Source organism: Pontibacter sp. SGAir0037, assembly GCF_005491705.1.
In the GTDB taxonomy this organism is placed as follows: Bacteria; Bacteroidota; Bacteroidia; order Cytophagales; family Hymenobacteraceae; genus Pontibacter.
This window is the reverse complement of sequence record NZ_CP028092.1, coordinates 4,833,849-4,855,344: the sequence shown is the minus strand read 5'-3', so window position 1 is coordinate 4,855,344 and position 21,496 is coordinate 4,833,849. Positions and strand designations below refer to the sequence as shown.

Genomic DNA, 21,496 nt, shown 5'->3' with positions numbered 1-21,496 from the left:
TTTTATAAATGTTACTTCTTGAACAACGGGTTAGCTCTCAGATAAACATTTCCATCGAAACTCACTTCGTAATCAGAAGCAAAATGGGTGCTTTTCTGATAATAATCTGTTGTAATGATTTGTGCTCCAGATTTACAGGCAGCTTCAAACTGGCTTCTGTCGTTCTTTCGGGCTTGCTCAGTATTTGCATCTGCTCTGGTACGCACGATGTACCCCTTCTTTACCAGCTCCTGTATCCTGGTTGCCTCTTTTTCAGGGTCATTCAGAATTAAAATAGCTGCTTCCGGGGTTCCGGGTTCGGCATTTGCAAATAACACGCGTCCTTTCAGTGATGGATGGCCCTGAATGTAAGTAGTTCTTTTTTCATCCTGCTCATCCAGCACAAAGATAAACTTGCCTTTTGCCTCTTGTAAGGATGGCCAATTACCCTGAAGCACGGCTTTCTCCAGGGTGCTATACTTGCCTCTTACCTGGTCTGGCGTTAGCAGTTTATCTTTCCCCAGTTCATCCAGTATCACGCGGTCGAGCTGATCTAACACAGCAGCAGTAAATTTTTCCGGAACAGTGAATCCCTCTTTCTCGATGGCCTGATCTTTGGCATTCATGGTGATGAAGACGGGTTGATGGCCGGGGTGCTGGTCTGACCATTTTTTCAGGTCCTGCAGGCAGTTTTTCAGCGTCAGGTAATGGCTCCTGAAATCTACTTCCTGGATATGGAATATTTTAAAGCCAGGTGCCATCATCTGCTTTTCAGGGTCATACTCATTTGCCTGGTTCTTCACCCAGTCCAGCCCCTTCGGGTGCGCATACTTGCCCCCTTCAGTATCTGCATAGATATCAATCTCCAGGTTTGCCAAGCCCATATTCAGCTGCTCTATGATGCTGACATGGCTATAGTCTATACCAGTAGCCAGGTCACCGTTAGTTTGCTTCAGCATCTGAAACAGTGCAGGGTCGATAGCTTGCTTGTAACTGTTATGAGACCCTATCACCTGGATATGGTTTAGAGGCATTCGAGCTGCTTCTTTCTCAACTTTACCGGCTAACTCTCCTTTCCTGGCATTTGGAGCCTGGGCCACAACCGCACCAGACAATAAAATGCTGGATAATAAGATGACGATTCCTTTCATTGTTGTAGCCTTAGTAACCCTGGTTTTGCACTAAAAATCCTGCTTCGCTGGAAGCACCATCGATTGCTCTTTGAGGAATCGGGAACAATCTTTTGTGTACATCACTATCAGTCTTCCCGGTCCAATTGCTCTCGTATTTGCCAAATCGTATTTGATAATTTCTTCTGAACCCTTCCCAGTACAGTTCAAAGCCCGACTCACGGAACAATATATTTAGGTCAATACTACTCAAGGCAGCAGGAGTCTGATCAGGCCGGGCATTTCTGGAAGTTCTTAAGGTATTGATATCGGCCAAAGCCCCGGCATTGTCACCGCTTCTCAACTTGGCCTCAGCACGCATCAAGTAAATCTCTCCCAAGCGAATCAAAACAAGATCGACACTACTATAGCTACAACAATTGTTAGCGGTATGACTAAACTGATACTTTGAAAAACGATATCCTGTGTTATGCAAGCTCCCCGGACCACTAAAATCAACATTGCGTGTATGGTTAACATAGGTTAGATTTGCACCACTCGTTCTTTTATTAATTACAGGATATATCCTTACTTTGCCATCGCCGCAAGTCAGAATATTGCCTCCTCCATCTTTTCTGGGTCCCCAAATTACACCGCGGAGTATTCCTCTGTCAATCTCAAAATCAGTAGCATTCACACAATAATAATGCTCTGAATCATTCATTGGAGTTATACCAGTAAGATCTTTAAGTGCATCAGGAATAACCGTATTTTCTTTATAGAAACGGGCATCGGCATCGGCAGGATCTACATTGCCGTAGGCATCTACCCAGGTCTGGTAAAAATCAGGGGTAACTGCTACCGCATCCGTCCCACGTGTATTCGGAAATTCCGGTCTTGGAATCAGGTCACCGGATATAGACCAATAGGCCCATCGTTGGTGTTCGTTTTCAAGCACCCCTCTTTGGTCAAGTGCGAATATAAGCTCAGGATTAGAGTGGTTATTATCACTAAACAAATCGAAATACTCAGGAGATAGTGAATAAGGACCAGAAATAATATCGCTGGTGTATTGTATAACCTTATCCATATCCTCTCTTCTAAAGTTAGGTGTACCGTATGGGTCGCGATAAACGGCAGCATTCAGATACAAACGTGCCAGCAAAGCCTTTACAGCATCTTTCGTTATTCTACCCGGGCCTTTATTGTTGTTAATGACGTTCACAACCGACAAAAGCTCACCTTCGATATAATCGATTGCTTCTTGTCCTCTTAGAATTACTGATCTTTCGCTGGAAAGCTCTTTCTTGAAAACAAGGCCCCAGTTATCAAGCGCTAGCATATTGAGGTATGCTTTCATGGCGACCATTTCATAATAACCATCCTGGGCATTTGAATTGCCTTTTTCTGATTCCTGCTTTAATCTTTCCGCAGCAATTACTGCTCTCGATAAAGTTAAAGTTATTTGCGTCCAGGTATCCCCTACCAAGCTATTACTAGGGGTCATCAGATGTTGGTGAACCGCAATAAACTTGCCACCATCATACCAGTCTGTACCCCCACGATAGGGAAGAATGCCTTCATCAGAAGCAACTTCCTGAAGTCCGAAATTCACCGTATGCATCCATACGCCAGACCGGAGAAGACCATATACCGGCGCTATGGAACCACTTACAGTTTCTGCTTGGCCGACTCCTGTCAACTCATCAAAAATTTCTTCCTCTAAAGAGGTACAACCCAAAAATGTAGAAAACAATACAATTATAGGCAGGACTTTGTAAAACTTCTTATTCCTCATTTTATTTTGCATTTCACCGTGATGTTAAAAGAGTCTTTTGTTTATTTTATAATGTTACATTAACACCGAGCAAAAATGTCCTTGCTCTTGGGTAAGTAAATCGATCAATACCAAATGTTTGTATTCCACCTGAAGCAGTTCCCGTATTGATTTCAGGGTCAAATCCTGAATAATCTGTTATGACAAATAGGTTTTGCCCGGTTAACGTAAGACTGATTCGTTGAAAGGCATCTCCTAATCTGCTACCAGTTAAATTTAAATTATATGCCAGTGTAGCGTTATTTAATCTTAAGAAAGAGCCATTTTCCAAATAGCGTGTGGACACAGTATTGGCATTGCTTAATATCTCGTTAGGGTACTGAACAGCAAAATCGGTTGTATTATTAGACTTGGCCAATTGTGCTTTACTGAACAGGGTCATGGTCGTGTGATTGTAAATCTTATTTCCTGCTACACCATTAAAATTCAAACCCAAGTCAAAAGCTTTGTACTTGAAGTTTAGGTGATATCCATAGATAATTTTAGGAATCGCACTGCCCACTACAACACGGTCGTTGTCTAATATTTCACCATCTCTATTGGTGTCCCTAAATATATTCTGCCCATTATCAGCATTGATACCATCAAACTGGAACATATAGAATGCCCCTATTGGCTCATTGTTAATATAGCCGTTAATAGTCGCGCCCGATTGTCCAGAGCCTTGGGCTGCACCTGTAGTTAAGACAGAATATGGCGAATCTTTCACTTTATTCTGGATATAGGTAATATTACCTCCAATATTATAAGAGAAGTTGTGCTTTGGGTCGCTATTGTAATTCAAAGCTAATTCGATGCCTTTGTTAAGGATTTTCAAATTAGGGATATTGGTCCAGTACATATCATAAGGCTGAACAGGATCGGCAGGAACAACTTCCAAAAGTATATTAGAGGATTCTTTATTGAAATAATCCACTGTACCGGTCAAACGGGAATTAAAGAAAGTGAAATCAACTCCTACATCTACCTGGGTGGATACCTCCCATTGTATATCTGGGTTTGCCAATCGGGTAAATACAATCCCATAAGGATAACCTTGCAAGGAACTGGCATCGGTACCGATGGGATAGGTACTGTTACTACCGGCACCGGTTATTAAACGCTGCTCTAAATAACTGGCTTTTGTGATTTTGGAGGGAATCTCCTGGTTACCTGTTCGGCCCCAGCTTGCACGTAACTTTAAGTTGTTAAAAAATGAACTGGCCATAAAATCTTCGTTGCTAATATTCCATCCTAAAGCAAAAGAAGGAAAATACCCATACCTGTTATTCTCTCCGAACTTTGAGGATCCATCGGCACGCAGCGTACCAGTAAACATATATTTATCTGCATAGATGTAGTTCACCCTGCCGAAGAAAGACTGCAGCTGATTTTTAATGGCTTCCGAACTTACCGGAGTAAAAATTTTATCTGTACTGGTATGGTCCTGGTAAATGGGTTCAATATTATTTTTGGTGAAGCCGCGGTATGTCGTTATCCGGGTTTCATCAAAAAATTCCTGGAAAGAATGTCCTGCCAACACAGTAACGTTATGAATATTCCGGTTCCAGTTATAGGTAAGCGTATTCTCAACAAGTTGATTGGTATTCGCACTTATGGCAGCATCCAATACCCCATCAGAAATATTTGCCTCATTGATAACAGCCGTAAAGGGCTTGTACTGCTGGTTTCTGGTAGTAGCCGAATAATCAACCCCTAAGTTCAGCTTATAAGTAAGGCCGTTAACTATTTCTAAGGATGGTGAAATATTCGCCAAAATACGGTTATTAATGGCATTGTCACTAAATAAATCATACCTGGCAAGTGGATTCAAAGCGTTTGTGTTCAATAAAGTAGGTTTACCATCGGTATATGCCGGAATAGTCGGATTTAAATTAAGCATATCGCTTATGGTAGAAGTGATACTGGGGCGTAAGTTTTCGGTGCGGGAGGCCGTGAGGTTATAATCTATATTTAATCTGCCATTGAATGCCTTTTGATTCATATTCAGTTTCCCCGAATAACGTTTTAGCCTGCTATTCTTCAGGATTCCTTCCTGATCCTGGTAGCCTACCGAAGTGAAGTAGGAAAAATTATCAGTACTGGCTCCGCTCATAGATAAATTGAAATTATTTGATACCCCCTTTTGGGTCAGTTCATCTTGCCAGTTCGTGTTTGCACCAAAGTCATCTAATGTTCCACCTACGGCTACCACCTGCCTGCGAAAAGCGTCGGCATCGAAAACATCGATTTGATTGGCCATAGACGACACAGCGGTGGATGCAGAAAAATTAATCTGCGGTTTTCCCTTTCCTTTTTTAGTGGTGATTACGACAACCCCGTTTGCTGCTCTGGAACCATATACAGCTGTTGCACTGGCATCTTTTAACACATCGATACTTTCGATATCGTTAGGGTTGATAAAGTTCAGGGGATTGGTGGAAACACCCGTTGAGGAATTGTCCAGCAAAAACCCATCGACTACATAAAGTGGCTGTGTTCCCGAACGCAAACTACCAATACCCCTGATAATTATATCTTGTGCTGCCCCGGGTTCACCACTATTTGCGGTTATGGAGACACCAGCTAATTTACCCTGTAAGAGTTCACCTGGGTTTGTTACCACACCCTTATTAAAATTTTCACTAGTAACTGAAGAAATGGCACCCGTAACGTCTGACCTTTTTTGGGTACCGTAGCCAACTACAACAACTTCTTGCAACTGCTTTGTGTCTACTGCCAGCGTAACGTCGATGCTAGCATTAGATACGGCAACTTCTTGTGTCTGGAAACCAAGCATAGAGAAAACAAGTGTTGCATTGCGCTTAGCTTTAATGGTATAGTTTCCATTTGTATTCGTCGCAGTACCGTTCGAAGTATTCTTAACCATTACAGTCACCCCTGGCAAAGGCCCTTTGTCATCCCGAACAGTTCCTGTAATCACGATTTCATCACCCTGCCCCACTTGCTGGTCGACAGACAGAGCGGCAAAGCTTCCTTTAAGGTTATTAGCATATAAGCTGCCTGGAAAGGATAATGTCGTTCCACATAGAACTGTCGCAAGGAAAATGGGCCTTAATTTAAAAGGTGTGCTAGATCTTTTTTTCATACATTTTTATTGAGTTCTAAAACTGGATATAACTGTTTGCTCTTTACAAGAAGTCAGAAAACTGGGGATACAATTCGAATCACTCTACACGAAAGCTTAAAGCTTTATCTGCAGCATATCTGTAATAAATTAGCTCTGTCTGCAGGAAGCCTGCCGCTTAATTCTATGCTTCAAACAGAAATTATAGTTCAGGAGATCGCATCACTAAACGTTCCAGCAATGTGTGTTAATCAACCTGCTTAATCTTATGCAACAATGGAATCTTTAGCGCTGTAACATCTACAGGAAAATTGCCTCATTCCAAAAAGCGAACCTTATTTAGCGCAGTAATATTTATCACAAAATAAGTAGAGGAACATTACTTGGATATTTCTTTACTGTAATAGAAATGTTAATTAGACACAGCTTTTATTAATACATTATTAAGGATTTATAAAAACAAGAGGCAATTCTGACAAAATCAGAAACATAAACCTGAGAATTGAGAAGAATATTTTATTGGGTGAGGAAGAGAAACAACCAAAGAAACTACAGAATATATAAAAAGCACTGTAGCATTTAACCATCATACTTTCTGATAAAAGACAACCTTTTTACCACGCGAAAACAATGATGGAATTTTATAAGAAGCAAAGAGAAAAGAAGCCTATTAATGATACTTATTTATCACCTGCATAATCATTTTAAACAATGCTGTATTTTCGTATACCCCCCGGAAATCCAGCGAGTGCGGGCCGTAGGCAAATACAGGAACAGGAAGGGCCGTATGATCATCAGTACTAAAGTTGCCAATTACAGCTCCTTTACGAACATCTCCATATAGTAAACTAAGGCCGCCTGTTTCATGGTCTGCCGTAACTATAAGCAAGGTTTCTCCATCTTCATCAACAAACTTCATGGCCTCTCCCACTGCTTTATCAAAATCCAGCATTTCCTGCACTATGGTCGACATATCATTTTGATGCCCCCCATGATCTATTTGAGCACCCTCTGCTACAATAAAAAAGCCCTTTTTATTTTTACTTAGAACTTGAAGGGATTTATTCAGTGATTTTGCCAGAAAATCACCTCTGCCTTTCTGCATGGAGGTAGCCACCTGGTCGTCCAGCACCACGAACTTGCTTGCTGAAATAGTGTCCAGGGCAGAAAATTTATCTGAAGTAACATAGCCATTCTCCTGCAGTTGGCCTATGAGATTCTGTCCATCCTTACGCCTAGAGAAAGCGCCGTAGTTACCCCCAATCAGTATATCCACTGGGCTATTGATGAAGTCTGCAGCAATGGCTTCGCTAAGGTTACGCTCTGTTTGGTGCGCATAAAAGCTGGCGGGTGTGGCATCAGTAATATCCCCTGCCGATATTATGGCACTTTTCATTCCTTTCACGGCAACCAGTTCCGGAATAGAAGTTAAACGGTTGCCAGCTGAATCTACGCCGATGAAGCGGTTGTTTGTCTTCTGCCCTGTTGCCATGGCAGTTGCGCCTGCAGCTGAGTCAGTTATATAGCTGTCGGATGAAACGGTTTTCGCTAAGCCAATGTTCAGAAACTGAAACAGATTAAGTTGACCGGCAGCAGCTGTGTAGCCAGCGTAAATCTGTGCCAGTCCCATACCGTCTCCAATCATGAGAATTACATTTTTTACTTTTCTGCGCTGGTCGTTGTGCCTGTAAGTTGGAGTGTAAATACTTACAGGCGTTTTGTGCTGATATGCGTTTTTTGGAAGATTTTCTAAGTAATTGCTTAACCCTATTACATCATCCGTCCCTACATAATCTACCCCCAGGTGCACAAGCGTTTGCCAGGTATTTACATTATCCGGAGTGGCCCAGAACCGGAACTTTTTATTCAGATGATGTACACTGTCTATTAAGTGCCGGATGCGGTTTCGTTCGTCTTCCACAATCAAGCCTTTCCCGTTCCATTGCGTGTACTTCCGGAAACTATCGCTGAACATAGCAATCCGCTGAAGCTCATTAGGAGTATAAAACTCAGCCGGGTTGCCATCGAACTGGATAAAATTGGGGTACTGTGCCCAAGTGGATGGCGCCGGCTTGCTGCCGCTAATCACGAGCTGTATTGCTGTGTTATGGCTTATAGCAGGAAACTTTTCCAACGCTTTCACCAGTACCGGCAAGGTGGTTTTCCCATCCGTTTTAAGATCAAACAGCAGTTGCAGTTTCCTCTGCGGTTGGCTGTAGGGGGCTCCTTTATTCTTATCTATCAACTTCTGGAGGGGCTCCAGGTATAGGCTTTCCAGGGTACGGTCAGGTTGAATTTCCTCCTGTTCATGCGCCACATATAATTCACCGTTTTGCAGAAATATGTCTGCTTCGATAGAGCCAGCCTGCCGGTAATAAGCTGTTAAGAGCGGAATAGGCTGCTGGTAATCGTTATGGGCATGTACATTCGCCACCGTATAGTTGTTTTGAGCCATTAAGCCCTGATGAAGCGAAACAAGCAGTATGAGAGGGAATAAAGCTTTCCTGAGGAACATATAATTATTGGAAGTAGATGAAGGAGTAGAATAAACTAATGGCATTTTTACTTTTGAATGGCCGCTTCACAAGAGCCAGATTGGATTCGTCAAGGCTACCATATCTCCCTTTAAATCCCGGACTTCTACCCGAAGATACTTTGTTGCCCCAGCCGCAATACGCCAGCTAAACGTTGGGTTACTTCCTGTGGCCTTTTCGGAAGCCAATATTCCCTTATCGCCCACCAACGTAGCGGTAAAAGCATCAGGAGTACCCGTTACAGCTAACGAAACATGCACTTCCTTACCTGGCGAAGTGGCTAGCTCATTGCCGATACCTGCCGTTACAGCTCCTGCCTTGGCGGTGAAGGTTAAGGTGGTTTCTTTTCCCTGAGCCAGATAGGCTTTACCCGCACGAAGGCCTGCCATAATCTCCTTCCTGGATAAAGCTTCTGCTTGTACTACGGTGTGTGGTGAGCCTACCGGATTGTCAGACAATTCCGGAGTATGTGAATCGCTGGCAGCAATGGCAATTTTTCTTTTCCCCTGGCGCAACAGGCTGTCCCACCATTCCAATGCCAGCTCATCCAGCTGGTTCCATTTGGCGTGCCCGTTCCATACTTCAATGCCGTCAAATAAATCTGCATCAAAACCAAAGCTGTTAATACGCTCTTCGTTGTAAAAGGGATGATTGATGATAGCCAGCCCACCATCAGCTTTCACTTGATTCAAATAAGTACCAATCATGTTGTCTTCAGGCGTATACCGCCATTCAATCCATGAGGTAGGACTTAAGCCAATGGCGTTCCAATGTCCGAAGGCCGTGGTGGTAACTTCTTCGCCGTTTATCACCAGAAGTTTATCTGTTTTGTATTGACCCCAACTGAGGTTGGCGCTGTTGGTATTATGCTCTGTAGAAACTATAAAGTCCAGGCCATTTGCTTTTGCCTCCTGTAGTAGTTTCTGCTGGCTTCGCTTGCCATCGGAGTGAAAGGTGTGCATGTGCAGATCACCTCGGTACCAGCCCGGCTTGTTGTTCACCGTCTCCGGCGCAGGCGAGATCTTAAATGGAGCTTTGTTAACTCCTTTTACAAGTATAACATCAAGTTGCCAGTTTATCCCTTCGGCAGTGATTGTAGAGGGGTAAATGAGTATATTCCAGATACCGGCTTTTATCTTACCTGCCACATAACCTGTAGAAGCCTCCGATGCATTCATGAAAAACTCGGTTTTGGCACCACCTGACCAGCCCCTGAATCCTGCTGTGTTTCCCAACTCGAACCCTTCTGGGCCATAGATGCCTAAGTTAAGTACGTTCTTGCCCTTATCAGAGTAAGTTTCCTTTACCCGAATCTCTGTAACGCCCTCAGGAACAGTAAAAGGTACATATACCAGCTTGAAAAGACCTTTTGCAGGGATAAAACCTGATAGATTTACCTTTAATGTATCTTGGGCATGTAAGACTTTTATGCTTAGCAAAAGACATATTAGGGTGATACTAAACTGTAGATTTCTAAAAAGCATAGAGAGAAGCTTAGTGAGTATAAACTGCTTCGACTTTGAGAAAAAGCTGCACCCTGAAACGAGGAGAAGTATATAACGGCAGGGAGGTATACTTATCATCTCTTTCGTAACTTCTGAACTTGTAACTCTTTTCTCAGTTTACTTGATGCGAAACTACTGCCTCTATGTTAAGTGCTGATTAAGGCTTCTTTAAGTTAAGGTTAAAAACCCCCTGCTCCTGATATCACCCCCACTTATTTAAACTTGGCGCACGCAGAGCTGGTCTTGCCTCCTACTTTGTTACTACTTCAATGCATCATTAAGCAGCTTTTTGTCTGTTGCATACCTGTATTCCAGAAGTTTTGTCAATCTTGGCGCTTCTTCGTCTGTAACATCTGGAAGATTTTCTTACAATTTCAGGGTCGAATGCTATTTATCCTAACCTTTAGATTAGCGAAATAGCGTTTATCTGATAGCTGTACTTTCCAATTACCAGCCGAGTATAGAAGTAGTGTGTACCTATAGCCGCTCTTTAAAAAGCAAAAAGCTCAGGAGGTACCTGAGCTTTTTGCTTTTGTTCTACAGTGCTTGAGCGATTGCTAAATGGCAAAAAGCAACCCCATTACTGCAAATATCAGCACAATATAAATGCCTCTCTTCAAGAGGTACTTCCAAGGCTGCTTTTCCAAAAGAGAAATAGTACAGATAGCCGAAACCAGCCAGCCAATTCCTCCCATCAATCCTGCCAGTAAGCCAAACAACATGCCCCCTCTTCCAATAAACAAAGCCAGGTTAAGCGACATAAAAAAAGACAGGTAAGAAACACCAACAACCCGTGGCATACTGCGCCCCCTCAAATCCACTTTAATATGATTCACAGAAGCCACCCAATCTTTCCCGAAAAAAGAATACCAAATATTGCCAATCAGGTAGGTTGCAACAGCTGCCACTGTTACATTAAACCAATTGAGGCTTTGAATTATATCTGAAACTTCCATATATAGTCTCTTGACGATATCAAACTAAAAAGGTTACATAATCACCAGCAGTGCTACAGCCTCGCCAGGTATTAAGTTTGTCTAGAAGAAGAGTGGTTGTGCGGAGAAAGGGATTAGCATTTTCCTATTTAATAAAACGGATGCTTAAAAGATCCTGCAGCAAAGCTAGTCGCTGATAGCTACTCAAATCTTATCTCAAATATTAATATTATTTTTAAACTGAACAACAAAAATATTAATAATCAGATATTTATTTTTTGTAAACATCGTAAGCATTACGTTTTTCTCTCTACGTGCAATACATGCCCCCTTTGCTGAGTGCCTGTTATCCGGGTACAAGCCAATGCTTTTAAAGGAAATCGGCTATCGGCCGTTCGGTTAATTTAGTAGAGAGGGTGCCGATAACTAAAGATTCAAATTAAAACCACCTTCTGTTGAAGTTTAGGCTTTAATAGTCCATTTTTGTTCTATGAAAACACTTCGTAGAATGCTGCAGCTTTGCCTGCTGCTAGCTCCCGCTCTTTTTAGCTATAGGGCTCAGGCACAAACTGATCGTATAAAGGACTTCAACCAGAATGGCTGGTACATGTACTTCGGAGATCATAAACTTACAGATAAATGGGGAATCCATACTGAAGCCCAGCTCCGCAGGCACAACATAGTAAGTGATCCGCAGCAGTTTCTTCTCAGAACCGGAGTTAATTATAATCTAACGAATACAGCTATGTTCACATTGGGCTATGGCTTTATCGAAACGCATCCTTATGGAGATTTTCCGGCCGCAGGTAAATTTCCGGAACACCGCATTTATGAGCAGCTGCAGGTAAAAGGCAATATAGAACGTGTGGGCCTCCAGCATCGCTACCGCTTGGAGCAACGCTGGATAGGCTCTGCCGCCGCCGATACATATACCTACTTAAACCGGGCCCGCTATATGTTAAAAGCCACGCTGCCCCTTTTAGGTACAACGATCGATGCTAAAGAGCCTTTCCTGGCAGTGTATGACGAAATTTTTATTGGTTTCGGCAATAATATTCAACGAAACATATTTGATCAGAACCGCGCCTATGCAGCAGTTGGGTTTAAGTTTAATGATGCGGCCACCCTGGAGTTAGGTTACCTGAACCAGATCCTGCAAAAAGCCAGTGGTACCGTTTTCGAGCATAACCATACGTTACAGGTAAGTTTGTTCTATAATATCGATTTTACAGGTAGTAATTAGCTTCCTTTTTAACTAAAAAAGGCGAGGGTGAAACTATATACTAGTTTCACCCTCGCCTTTTAAAATCCGCCGGTTCTTTAGCTTCCGTTATGCAGCTACTTCTTCCGACAGAGTAAACTTAGCTTTAAAAGCATTCAAAGCTGCTAGCACCTCCTCATTTACGGCATTTTGCTGGTGATCTGTTAACATCTCTTCCCATGAGGTAAAAATTCTCCAGGTCTGCTTCTTCCCAAACTTAGCTGTCTCGGCCTCCGTCATGTCTCTATGAAAGAAAGCATACAGTTCAATATCTTCTTCTCTGACAGGAACCCGGATACACCAGCCACCACTGTTTAACACCGATATCACTTCAGCAGGTTTCTGGTTTCTGGATGGCATGTAATAATAACATACCTTTGCCTGGTTCTTTGTCGGGTGATTTATATTTTTTGCCAAAGCTTTATAAAATATTTATAGTTTAAATACCCCGGTCAACTGCTTAGGCCGCACTAATCAAACAATTAAACTTGCCTATGGATATAAACAGGTCGTTTGATAAGCCTAATTTCTGATCCTGCCCTACTATACTTTCAAAGCCTGTGCCTGGTTTTATGGATTGCACATTATCATAAAACAATGCCATAGCTTATTATTTTAGTCTAATCAGTAATTTTCTCCAGCTAATATCTCTGTGAATCCTTTATCAAGCTTTGGGTATACCTAATTGTAGAAAATTCACTATTTTTGTAGCATTATTATTCTTCAATTAAAAAGCAGATAATTATGGGAATGTATCCTGAATATATGGTAGCTCCAATCCGTGAAGATTTAACTTCAGCTGGATTTGAGCAGTTAATGACGGCAGAAGAGGTAGAACAGGCTTTATCTTCGACAGAAGGTACAGTATTGGTTGCTGTTAACTCTGTTTGTGGTTGTGCAGCTGCAAAAGCCCGCCCTGCCCTTAAAATGGCTGTAGCTTCTTCTGATAAGAAACCAGCTAAATTGGTAACTGTGTTTGCTGGCATGGAGCAGGATGCAGTAGCAAAAGCCCGTGAGCACATGTTGCCTTACCCTCCTTCTTCTCCATCAATCGCTTTGTTTAAAGATGGTGAATTGGTGCACATGATTGAGCGTTACCACATAGAAGGTAATGAACTGAACCGCATCGTAGACAACCTGAAAGGAGCTTTTGAAGCGTATTGCTAAGCAAAGGCATCCATCATAAACAGGAAAGGCCGGCAATATTGCCGGCCTTTCCTGTTTATGATGGTCAGATCCTATTTGTGTGGCTACACGCTTAGCTTTCGCAGATCAAAGCCAATATCCTGCCTGAAATAACGGTCTTGCCAGGTAATTCTTTCAGCCGCTGCATTTGCCTTTGCCAGTGCTTCTTCCATTGTGTCGCCTAAACCTGTTACAGCTATTACACGGCCACCATTATTCAGCAACTTGCCATTTTCAAACCTTGTACCTGCATGAAATACCAATGTATCGGCATCCACATGCTCTATTCCTGATATCTCTTTTCCTTTTTCGAAACCTTCCGGGTAACCACCAGAAACCAGGAACACAGTTGCTGCCGTGCGTGGGTCAACTTCCAGCTTAAACTCCCCGAGTTTATGGTCGTGCAAAGCACAGAACAGCTCTACCAGGTCAGATTTAATGCGAGGCAGTATAGCTTCTGTCTCGGGATCTCCAAGCCGCACATTATACTCTATCACATAAGGCTCTCCATTCACATTCATCAACCCGATAAACAAAAATCCTGTGTAAGGAATATTATCAGCCTGCAAGCCCTGTAAAGTTGGCAGTATAACCCGCTCTTTTACCTTCTGCATAAACACGTCATCAGCAAACGGAACAGGAGAAATTGCTCCCATCCCACCTGTATTCAGGCCTGTATCACCTTCACCAATGCGCTTATAGTCTTTTGCCTCCGGCAGAAGTACATAATCTTTTCCATCTGTCAGAATAAAAACAGATACCTCTATCCCCTGCAAAAACTCCTCGATCACCACTTTGCTGCTGGCTTTGCCAAACTTGTGGTTACGCAGCATATCTTCCAGCGCATCTATGGCTTCATCATAATCCTGAGCGATAATTACTCCTTTACCCGCTGCCAAACCATCGGCTTTGATTACCGCAGGGTAACTGTGCGTGCGCAGGTACTCCACTGCATCACGGAAATTATCTTCTGTAAAGGTCTTGTAGGCGGCAGTAGGGATGTTATGCCTTGCAAAGAAAGCCTTACAGAAATCCTTACTACCTTCTAACATGGCTCCGGCCTTAGTCGGTCCGATTACCAGGATATGCTTCAGAAACTCAGAGCTCTTAAAGTAATCGTGAATACCTTCTACAAGAGCATTTTCCTGCCCCACTACCATCATCATAATGTTGAAATCGGTAGCAAACTTAGCCAGTTCCTCAAAGTTATGAATGTCAATACTGGCATTCGTGTGAAACTCAGAGGTACCTGCATTACCAGGTGCTACAAATATTTTGTCGCAGTATTGGCTTTGGCTTAACTTCCAGGCTATGGCATGCTCTCTGGCTCCAGATCCTATAATAAGTACGTTCATGTTTAGGTATTCTTCTGTTGGTTGATTGTATAGCTCCCGGCTACTAAGTTAAATAATTTATAACGGCTCCTGCTGCCAAAAAATGGTTTACGAAGGGTATAAACACAAAGAGGCTGGTGTATTACCCAGCCTCTTGCTTATGAGTTAGTATTAGTTGGCATACTCTGACAGGAACTTGATACGCATCAGGCGCAGGTCTTCTTCTGTATAGTCATCGGTGCCAAGCTCTTTAAGCGCTACCGCAATATTATCGGTGCTGGCCTGCATAAAGTAGTCGTAAATCTCATCCTGGCGCTCCTCATCTAAAATATTATTGATGTAGTAGTTCAGGTTTAGTTTCGTTCCTGAGTAGCAGATGTGCTCAATTTCTTCAATCAGTTCCTGCATCGTCAGGTCTTTAGAAGCCGCAATCTCTTCCAGGTCTACTTTCTTATCTATCTGCTGAATAATGTAGATCTTTATTTTAGATTTGTTAACTGTTGTTTTCACTACCACATCGGCAGCTGTTACAATGTCGTTCTCATCTACATACTTCTGGATCAGGTCTAAGAATGGCTTACCGAATTTCTGCACCTTGCCCATACCAACACCCGCAATGTGTGCCAGGTCTTCTTTTGTAGTTGGGTAAACAGTGGCCATCTCTTTCAGCGAAGGGTCCTGGAACAGCACGTACGGTGGCAAGCCTTTTTCCTTTGCCAGCTTTTTGCGCAGGTTCTTCAGCAGGTCGAAAAGTACTTCGTCGTGCCCGGCAGCAGCCTGGGTTTCTTCTTTTTCCTCATCCTGTTTCACTTCCTGTTCATAATCATGGTCTTTCGAAAGCTGGAACGAATGTGGGTGTTGAATAAAATCAAGCCCTTTCTGTGTCAGTCTCACCACTCCAAAGTTCTCGATATCTTTCTCGAGGAACTCCGACAGAAGAATTTGGCGCAGCACCGAGCTCCAGAACTGTGCGTCGTTTTCTTTTCCGGCACCAAACACTTCTAGCTGATCATGGTCGTAGCTGGTAGTATACTGGTTACGTAAACCTGTTAATACTGCTGTGATGTGCTCAATTCCAAAGCGCTCGCCTGTTTGCTGCACCGCTTTAAGCGCCAGTTGCACCTCTGCCTGTCCTTCAAATCGTTCTTTCGGGTGAAGGCAGTTATCACAGAAGCCGCAGTCTTTTTCGTAAGCTTCACCAAAGTAGTGCAGCAACTGCTTGCGGCGGCAAACTGCTGAATCGGCGTAGGCGGCCATCTCCTGCAGCAACAGTTTAGAGTTGTCCCGCTCCGTTACCGGCTTATCTTTATTAAACTTCTCCAGCTTGATAATATCATCATAACTGTAGAACATGATACAGTTCCCTTCCAGTCCGTCACGACCGGCACGGCCCGTTTCCTGGTAGTAGCCTTCTATCGATTTTGGTGTATCGTAGTGAATCACAAAGCGCACATCTGGCTTATCAATCCCCATTCCAAAAGCAATAGTAGCCACAATTACATCAGCTTCTTCGTTCAGGAAAGCGTCCTGGTTAGCCATACGTACACTGGCGTCCAATCCGGCGTGGTAAGGCAAAGCCCGCACATCATTTACACGAAGCAGTTCGGCAATCTCTTCTACTTTTTTTCGGCTAAGGCAGTAAACAATACCGCTTTTACCTTTATTTTTCTTTACATACTGTATCAGTTGCTTCTTGGTGTTGTGCTTCGGACGCACCTCATAGTACAGGTTAGTGCGGTTAAAAGAAGATTTAAACACAGAAGCTTCATCCATCTGCAGGTTGCGCTGAATATCGATCTGCACCTTTGGCGTAGCTGTAGCTGTCAGGGCAATAATAGGCAGATTGCCAATCTGATCGATAATGCCCCGGATGCGGCGGTACTCCGGGCGGAAATCATGTCCCCATTCCGAAATACAGTGGGCCTCGTCAATGGCTACAAAAGAAATGTTGGAGTTGCGCAGAAATTCTACTGTTTCCTCTTTCGTAAGCGATTCAGGCGCCACATATAGAAGCTTTACTTCACCAGCCAAGGTTTCCTTCTTCACTTTATTAATTTCGGCTTTCGAAAGCGTAGAGTTCAGAAAGTGTGCATTTACACCAAATGCATTCAGTTGATCCACCTGGTTTTTCATCAGGGCGATCAAAGGTGAAATAACAATAGCAGTGCCAGGAAGCGAAAGAGCAGGCAATTGGTAACACAAAGACTTGCCCGCACCGGTAGGCATAATCACAAAGGTATTCTTCCCGTTGATAATGTTGTTTATTATCAGTTCCTGATTTCCTCTGAATTGATTATACCCAAAAACTTCCTTTAATTTGTTCTTGAGATTGATCTCTTTAAGTGACATGTATGTATAGCAAAAAATATTATTCTTGTCTGAGAGGCATCTTTCCCGATTACCTTAACACAAATTTAACTTGAATCTCCTTAATAATATAACGAAAACTGCAAAAAAAGTCTTAGAGGCTGAAGCTGAAGCCGTCGGCAGACTGGCAGATTTAATCGATGAAAGCTTTGAAAATTGCGTTAAAGCCATTCTTGCCATTAAAGGGCGTGTTGTTGTAACGGGTATTGGCAAAAGTGCCAATATTGCATCTAAGATAGTTGCCACTCTTAACTCAACCGGTACTCCTGCCCTTTTTATGCATGCTGCCGACGCCATACACGGCGATCTGGGTATGATACAGCCTGAAGATTTTGTGATTTGCATCTCTAAAAGCGGCAACACCCCGGAGATAAAAGTTTTAGTACCTCTTTTAAAACGAAAAGGTTCTAAACTGGCAGCTATGGTATCGAGCACCGACTCATATCTTGCCAGATGTGCCGATTTTTTACTTAATGCTTCTGTAGAGCGCGAGGCTTGCCCTCACAACCTGGCCCCCACAACCAGCACCACTGCGGCACTTGCGCTTGGCGATGCCTTGGCCGTAGCACTACTGGAAGCCCGTGGTTTCAGTTCTGCAGATTTTGCTGTTCTGCACCCTGGCGGATCATTAGGAAAAAGACTATATTTGAAAGTAGAGGATATTTACGGACAAAATGAGGCTCCAAGGGTAAATGAGACAGCATCTGTAAAGGAGGCCATCATTGAAATTTCATCTAAACGTCTGGGAGCTACAGCGGTAGTAAAAGAAGGCTCTGGAGAATTAATAGGTATTATAACCGATGGAGACGTTCGTCGTATGCTCAACAATCATGATTCGATTGGCGGTATCCGCGCTGTTGATATTATGACGGTTTCACCTCTTACCATTGAACCCGATCAGTATGCTGCGGAAGCCATGGCAATTATGCAGGAAAAGAACATTACACAATTAGTAGTAACAAAATCAGGCAAATTCGAGGGCTTTGTGCACCTCCACGATTTATTAAAAGAAGGACTTGTATAGTATCTAATAATAGCTCCCATGGATAATAATACTTATGTAATCATAATGGCAGGCGGAATCGGAAGCCGCTTCTGGCCATTTAGCCGTACCAATTTCCCTAAGCAATTTCACGATGTGCTGGGTATCGGCGAAAGCATGCTCCAAATGACAATGAAACGCTTCAGAGACATTTGTCCTGTGGAAAATGTATTTGTGGTTACAAACAAAGATTATGAAGGCCTGGTAAAGGAGCAACTGCCTCAACTCAGCGATAACCAGATATTGCTTGAGCCTGTTGGTCGTAATACGGCTCCTTGTATAGCTTATGCTTCTTATAAAATCGCCCAGCTTAACCCAAATGCAAACCTGGTGGTAAGCCCCGCCGACCACGTGGTATTAAAAGAAGAGGCTTTTACCAGAGTAGTTACAGAAGGACTTAAAGCTGCCTCGCAAAGCGATGTGCTTATTACACTGGGCATCACACCAAGCCGGCCAGACACTGGCTATGGCTACATTCAATTTATAGATGATGACTCCAGCCCTATAAAAAAGGTGAAGACTTTTACAGAAAAGCCTAACCTGGAGCTGGCTAAGATGTTCCTGGACAGCGGAGACTTCGTTTGGAATTCGGGTATCTTTATCTGGAACGTTAAAAGCATTCTCAGTGCGTTCAGACAGCACTTGCCCGAAATCTCTGAGATTTTTGAGGATAGCTCTGCCGCTTATAATAATCCGCAGGAGCAAAATTTTATCACCAACGCTTACTCTCAATGCCGGAATGTATCGATAGACTATGGTATTATGGAGAAGGTAGACAATGTATTTGTAGTTCTTAGCGATATCGGCTGGTCAGACTTAGGCACCTGGAACTCTCTTTATACAATCGGGGAGAAAAATGAAGAGGGCAACGTAATAGACGGGGACACCATTCTTTACGACACCAAAAACTGCATCATCAAAACGCCAAAAGAGCGCCTGGTAGTGGTGCAGGGCTTAGACGATTATATTGTAGCCGAGTACGACAATGTGCTTATGATCTGCAAGAAGTCTGAGGAGCAAAAAGTAAAAGAATTTATGTCCGATGCAAAAGCAAAAAAAGGAGCTGGCTATATTTAAGCACAACAGCCCATTCCGGCTCTTATATCGGCACCAGATACAAAAATTTTCTGTGCTTACTTAGGCAAGCAAGGCTCGAATAAGATCATAAAAGCAGAGGCCTGTAGCAAAAGAATGCTACAGGCCTCTGCTTTTATAGATAAGTAATTTTAAACTACAATGGCTCAAATCTGTTGAGGTTAGCATAGCCATTTTCTCGCAGGCGCTGGCTCATTGCTTCGTACAATATAATGCCTGTCGCGACAGACACGTTCAGCGAACCTATTTGGCCTACCAGCGGAATGCGCAATCTGGCATCTGCACGTTTCAAGTACTCTGGCGAGATGCCGTCTTCTTCGCTACCCATGATAATAGCAGTTGGCCCTACCATGTCTACTGTGGTGTTGGTCAGGTGCTCCTCTGTTTTCTCGGTACAGGCTACCAGCTGTATCCCGGAATCCCGGAGGTAATCGAGTGTTTGCTTCAGGTTCGGCTCGCGGCATACCGGCACCAGGTGTAAAGCACCTGCCGATGTTTTAATAGCATCAGCATTCACCTGGGCGCCTCCTCTGCTCGGAATCACTATGGCATCCACGCCTAAACATTCTGCATTTCGGGCTATAGAACCAAAATTACGCACATCTGTTATCCTATCCAGGATCAGCAGCAAAGGGTTCTTTCCTTTCTCGAACAGCGACGTTACAATCTCTTCTAAAGGATAATAAGTGATGGCAGAAATAAAAGCAACTGCTCCCTGGTGGTTCTTTCGGGTCAGGTTGTTCAGCTTTTCTACAGGCACAGTAGCCACCGGCACATCCGCTTTTTTAGCCAGATCAGTAAGCTCGTCTATATTAGCGTTGCGGGCACCTTTCTGCAGAAAGATTTTCTCCAGCACCTTGCCTGCCAGCATTGCTTCTATGATAGGCCGAAGCCCGAATATCATTTCAATTTTATCTTCCTTCGGTTGTCTCGGACGACCTCCGTAGCGGTTTCCACCGCTTAAATGTCTGTTACTCCTGCTCTCCATTTTGCGACTGTGCTGTACCAACTCTCCTCATAATCTCGGCGCCGTACCAGCTCGTAGTGATTTTCTGTAAAGTTATTCTGTTTTTTATTAAAAACGAATTTAAGGTAAGGACTTGTATTCGTTTCGCGATAGGTCCAGGTTAATACATCTCCCGATTGATTTACTACATCTGGCTGCCCGAAGATAATATAGATCATACCTCTATCTGTCGCCCAACCACTTTTATGAGACGTAAAGGCCTTATTGGCCGCTTCTACTCTACTGTAAAAAACACGAATTAACTCTCGCGCTATACTTTTGTCTTTGGCTGTTCTGAGCCAGAATTCATCTACTGCCGCCTTCGGATCTGCTGCATTATACAAGGCTCTCCGCTCAGTGGAAGTAGTCATATAGATGAGTGGCTGAATGAGTTCATCGGCTGTGGTAAGCAAAGGAAACTTCTCCGGCCGCACCAGTATGCCAGTGGCAGAACCAGGCGAGGCATTTACTAGGTAAAGTCCGGGTTCCTCAAAACGAATGGTATCGCCAGAAGAAAAATGCAGCTTCTTCGTAATTTTCAAGGTTCGGGGAACCTGCTGCTCCTGGCTAACAGCCATTGGCGGTAAAGCAGGCGGAAAATCGGCGTTCAGGTGCTGTAATTCGATGGTTTTCGAAGTATCTTCCTGTACCACAACAACTTGCTCTGATGCATTGAGATACGTTTGAAACAAAGGCTTACCTGTACCTGCCTTTGTTAACAGGTAATCCTTTTGCAGCATCTCTTTGCGGAGCGTTATGTTTTCAGATAAAACAACTCGCTCCTGCCCTTCCGACGTCTGCCAGGCCCTAAGCTGAAAGGCATCACCTGCGGAAAACGACTCCTGCGGCAGAGCAAAGGTAAGATACACCGCTTCCTGTTCTGTTGTTCGTTTTAATAGCTTTATCGCACTTGTTACAGCCTCTCTGCCTTCTCCTTTTCTCACTGCATAATCAAACCGAAACACTTCTTCCGACAGGTCCATCACCTGCCTTACATCTTCTACCTTAAAGTACAGAAAGAGGGAGTCATTTGCAGCATTAAAATCGTGGTTCAGTATAATTTCAGATTTTACAGGCTTAAAACCTGTATACTGATCCATCTGGCTATCAAACATGGGGCCTCCACACGAACAGAGCAGGCACAGGAAAGCAAGGGTTAGATTAGCTGTATGTTTCATCGCTACCAGATTGTATTAAACTATAATGCCAGGTTGTAGCCTGGCATTATTACTTATTCGAA

Annotated in this window: 16 protein-coding genes; 4 read left to right on the top strand and 12 right to left on the bottom strand. The window is 43.3% G+C overall.

Annotated elements, in window-relative coordinates; all coding sequences use genetic code 11:
* Positions 1 to 11: 11 nt before the first annotated feature.
* The 6 genes from C1N53_RS20100 to C1N53_RS20075 form a co-directional block, all read right to left on the bottom strand.
* On the bottom strand, positions 12 to 1,130 hold the full coding sequence (locus C1N53_RS20100; RefSeq protein WP_137761010.1) for a phosphatidylinositol-specific phospholipase C1-like protein: 1,119 nt from the start codon (positions 1,128 to 1,130) through the stop codon (positions 12 to 14).
* 10 nt (positions 1,131 to 1,140) lie between these two features.
* Positions 1,141 to 2,898 (bottom strand): RagB/SusD family nutrient uptake outer membrane protein, encoded by a 1,758-nt coding sequence (locus C1N53_RS20095; RefSeq protein ID WP_371415935.1) that lies wholly within the window; start codon positions 2,896 to 2,898, stop codon positions 1,141 to 1,143.
* A 34-nt stretch (positions 2,899 to 2,932) separates the two neighbouring features.
* Positions 2,933 to 6,013, bottom strand: coding sequence for a TonB-dependent receptor (locus C1N53_RS20090; RefSeq protein WP_137761009.1), 3,081 nt, complete (start codon positions 6,011 to 6,013; stop codon positions 2,933 to 2,935).
* A 649-nt stretch (positions 6,014 to 6,662) separates the two neighbouring features.
* Positions 6,663 to 8,552 (bottom strand): alkaline phosphatase, encoded by a 1,890-nt coding sequence (locus C1N53_RS20085; RefSeq protein WP_240773301.1) that lies wholly within the window; start codon positions 8,550 to 8,552, stop codon positions 6,663 to 6,665.
* Between the two features lie 21 nt (positions 8,553 to 8,573).
* A complete protein-coding gene (locus tag C1N53_RS20080; protein ID WP_137761008.1) occupies positions 8,574 to 9,965 on the bottom strand; it encodes a CehA/McbA family metallohydrolase in 1,392 nt (463 codons plus the stop codon).
* Between the two features lie 623 nt (positions 9,966 to 10,588).
* Entirely contained in the window at positions 10,589 to 10,987 is a 399-nt protein-coding gene (locus C1N53_RS20075) for a DUF1761 domain-containing protein (protein ID WP_137761007.1), read from the bottom strand.
* Between the two features lie 469 nt (positions 10,988 to 11,456).
* On the opposite strand from C1N53_RS20075, the gene C1N53_RS20070 reads away from it, so the two are divergent.
* The gene (locus C1N53_RS20070) at positions 11,457 to 12,209 is read left to right on the top strand and encodes a DUF2490 domain-containing protein (protein WP_240773300.1); all 753 of its coding nucleotides are present in this window, start codon (positions 11,457 to 11,459) and stop codon (positions 12,207 to 12,209) included.
* 87 nt (positions 12,210 to 12,296) lie between these two features.
* Here the strand turns inward: C1N53_RS20070 and C1N53_RS20065 are convergent, their stop codons facing one another.
* Entirely contained in the window at positions 12,297 to 12,644 is a 348-nt protein-coding gene (locus C1N53_RS20065) for a hypothetical protein (RefSeq protein ID WP_137761006.1), read from the bottom strand.
* 43 nt (positions 12,645 to 12,687) lie between these two features.
* Positions 12,688 to 12,831 carry a hypothetical protein gene (locus tag C1N53_RS22620; protein WP_168194067.1) on the bottom strand — a complete coding sequence of 48 codons (144 nt, stop codon included), beginning with the start codon at positions 12,829 to 12,831 and terminating at the stop codon, positions 12,688 to 12,690.
* A 146-nt stretch (positions 12,832 to 12,977) separates the two neighbouring features.
* Here C1N53_RS22620 and C1N53_RS20060 point away from each other — a divergent pair, with 146 nt between their 5' ends.
* Positions 12,978 to 13,394, top strand: a complete 417-nt coding sequence (locus C1N53_RS20060) for a BrxA/BrxB family bacilliredoxin (protein WP_137761586.1) — start codon at positions 12,978 to 12,980, stop codon at positions 13,392 to 13,394.
* Between the two features lie 83 nt (positions 13,395 to 13,477).
* Here C1N53_RS20060 and purD read toward each other — a convergent pair whose 3' ends face one another.
* On the bottom strand, positions 13,478 to 14,767 hold the full coding sequence (gene purD, locus C1N53_RS20055) for a phosphoribosylamine--glycine ligase (RefSeq protein ID WP_137761005.1): 1,290 nt from the start codon (positions 14,765 to 14,767) through the stop codon (positions 13,478 to 13,480).
* Between the two features lie 150 nt (positions 14,768 to 14,917).
* Positions 14,918 to 17,095: a DNA helicase RecQ gene (recQ, locus tag C1N53_RS20050; protein WP_137761004.1), complete on the bottom strand. Its 2,178-nt coding sequence runs from the start codon at positions 17,093 to 17,095 to the stop codon at positions 14,918 to 14,920.
* 70 nt (positions 17,096 to 17,165) lie between these two features.
* Here recQ and C1N53_RS20045 point away from each other — a divergent pair, with 70 nt between their 5' ends.
* On the top strand, positions 17,166 to 18,137 hold the full coding sequence (locus C1N53_RS20045) for an SIS domain-containing protein (protein WP_137761003.1): 972 nt from the start codon (positions 17,166 to 17,168) through the stop codon (positions 18,135 to 18,137).
* Positions 18,138 to 18,155: 18 nt separating this feature from the next.
* Positions 18,156 to 19,232: a mannose-1-phosphate guanylyltransferase gene (locus C1N53_RS20040; protein WP_137761002.1), complete on the top strand. Its 1,077-nt coding sequence runs from the start codon at positions 18,156 to 18,158 to the stop codon at positions 19,230 to 19,232.
* Positions 19,233 to 19,386: 154 nt separating this feature from the next.
* Here the strand turns inward: C1N53_RS20040 and rlmB are convergent, their stop codons facing one another.
* Complete coding sequence (rlmB, locus tag C1N53_RS20035) at positions 19,387 to 20,238, bottom strand: 23S rRNA (guanosine(2251)-2'-O)-methyltransferase RlmB (protein WP_137761001.1); 852 nt, start codon at positions 20,236 to 20,238, stop codon at positions 19,387 to 19,389.
* Positions 20,211 to 21,434, bottom strand: coding sequence for a GWxTD domain-containing protein (locus tag C1N53_RS20030; protein WP_240773299.1), 1,224 nt, complete (start codon positions 21,432 to 21,434; stop codon positions 20,211 to 20,213). The genes rlmB and C1N53_RS20030 overlap by 28 nt, the downstream gene beginning before the upstream one ends.
* Between the last annotated feature and the right edge of the window lie 62 nt (positions 21,435 to 21,496).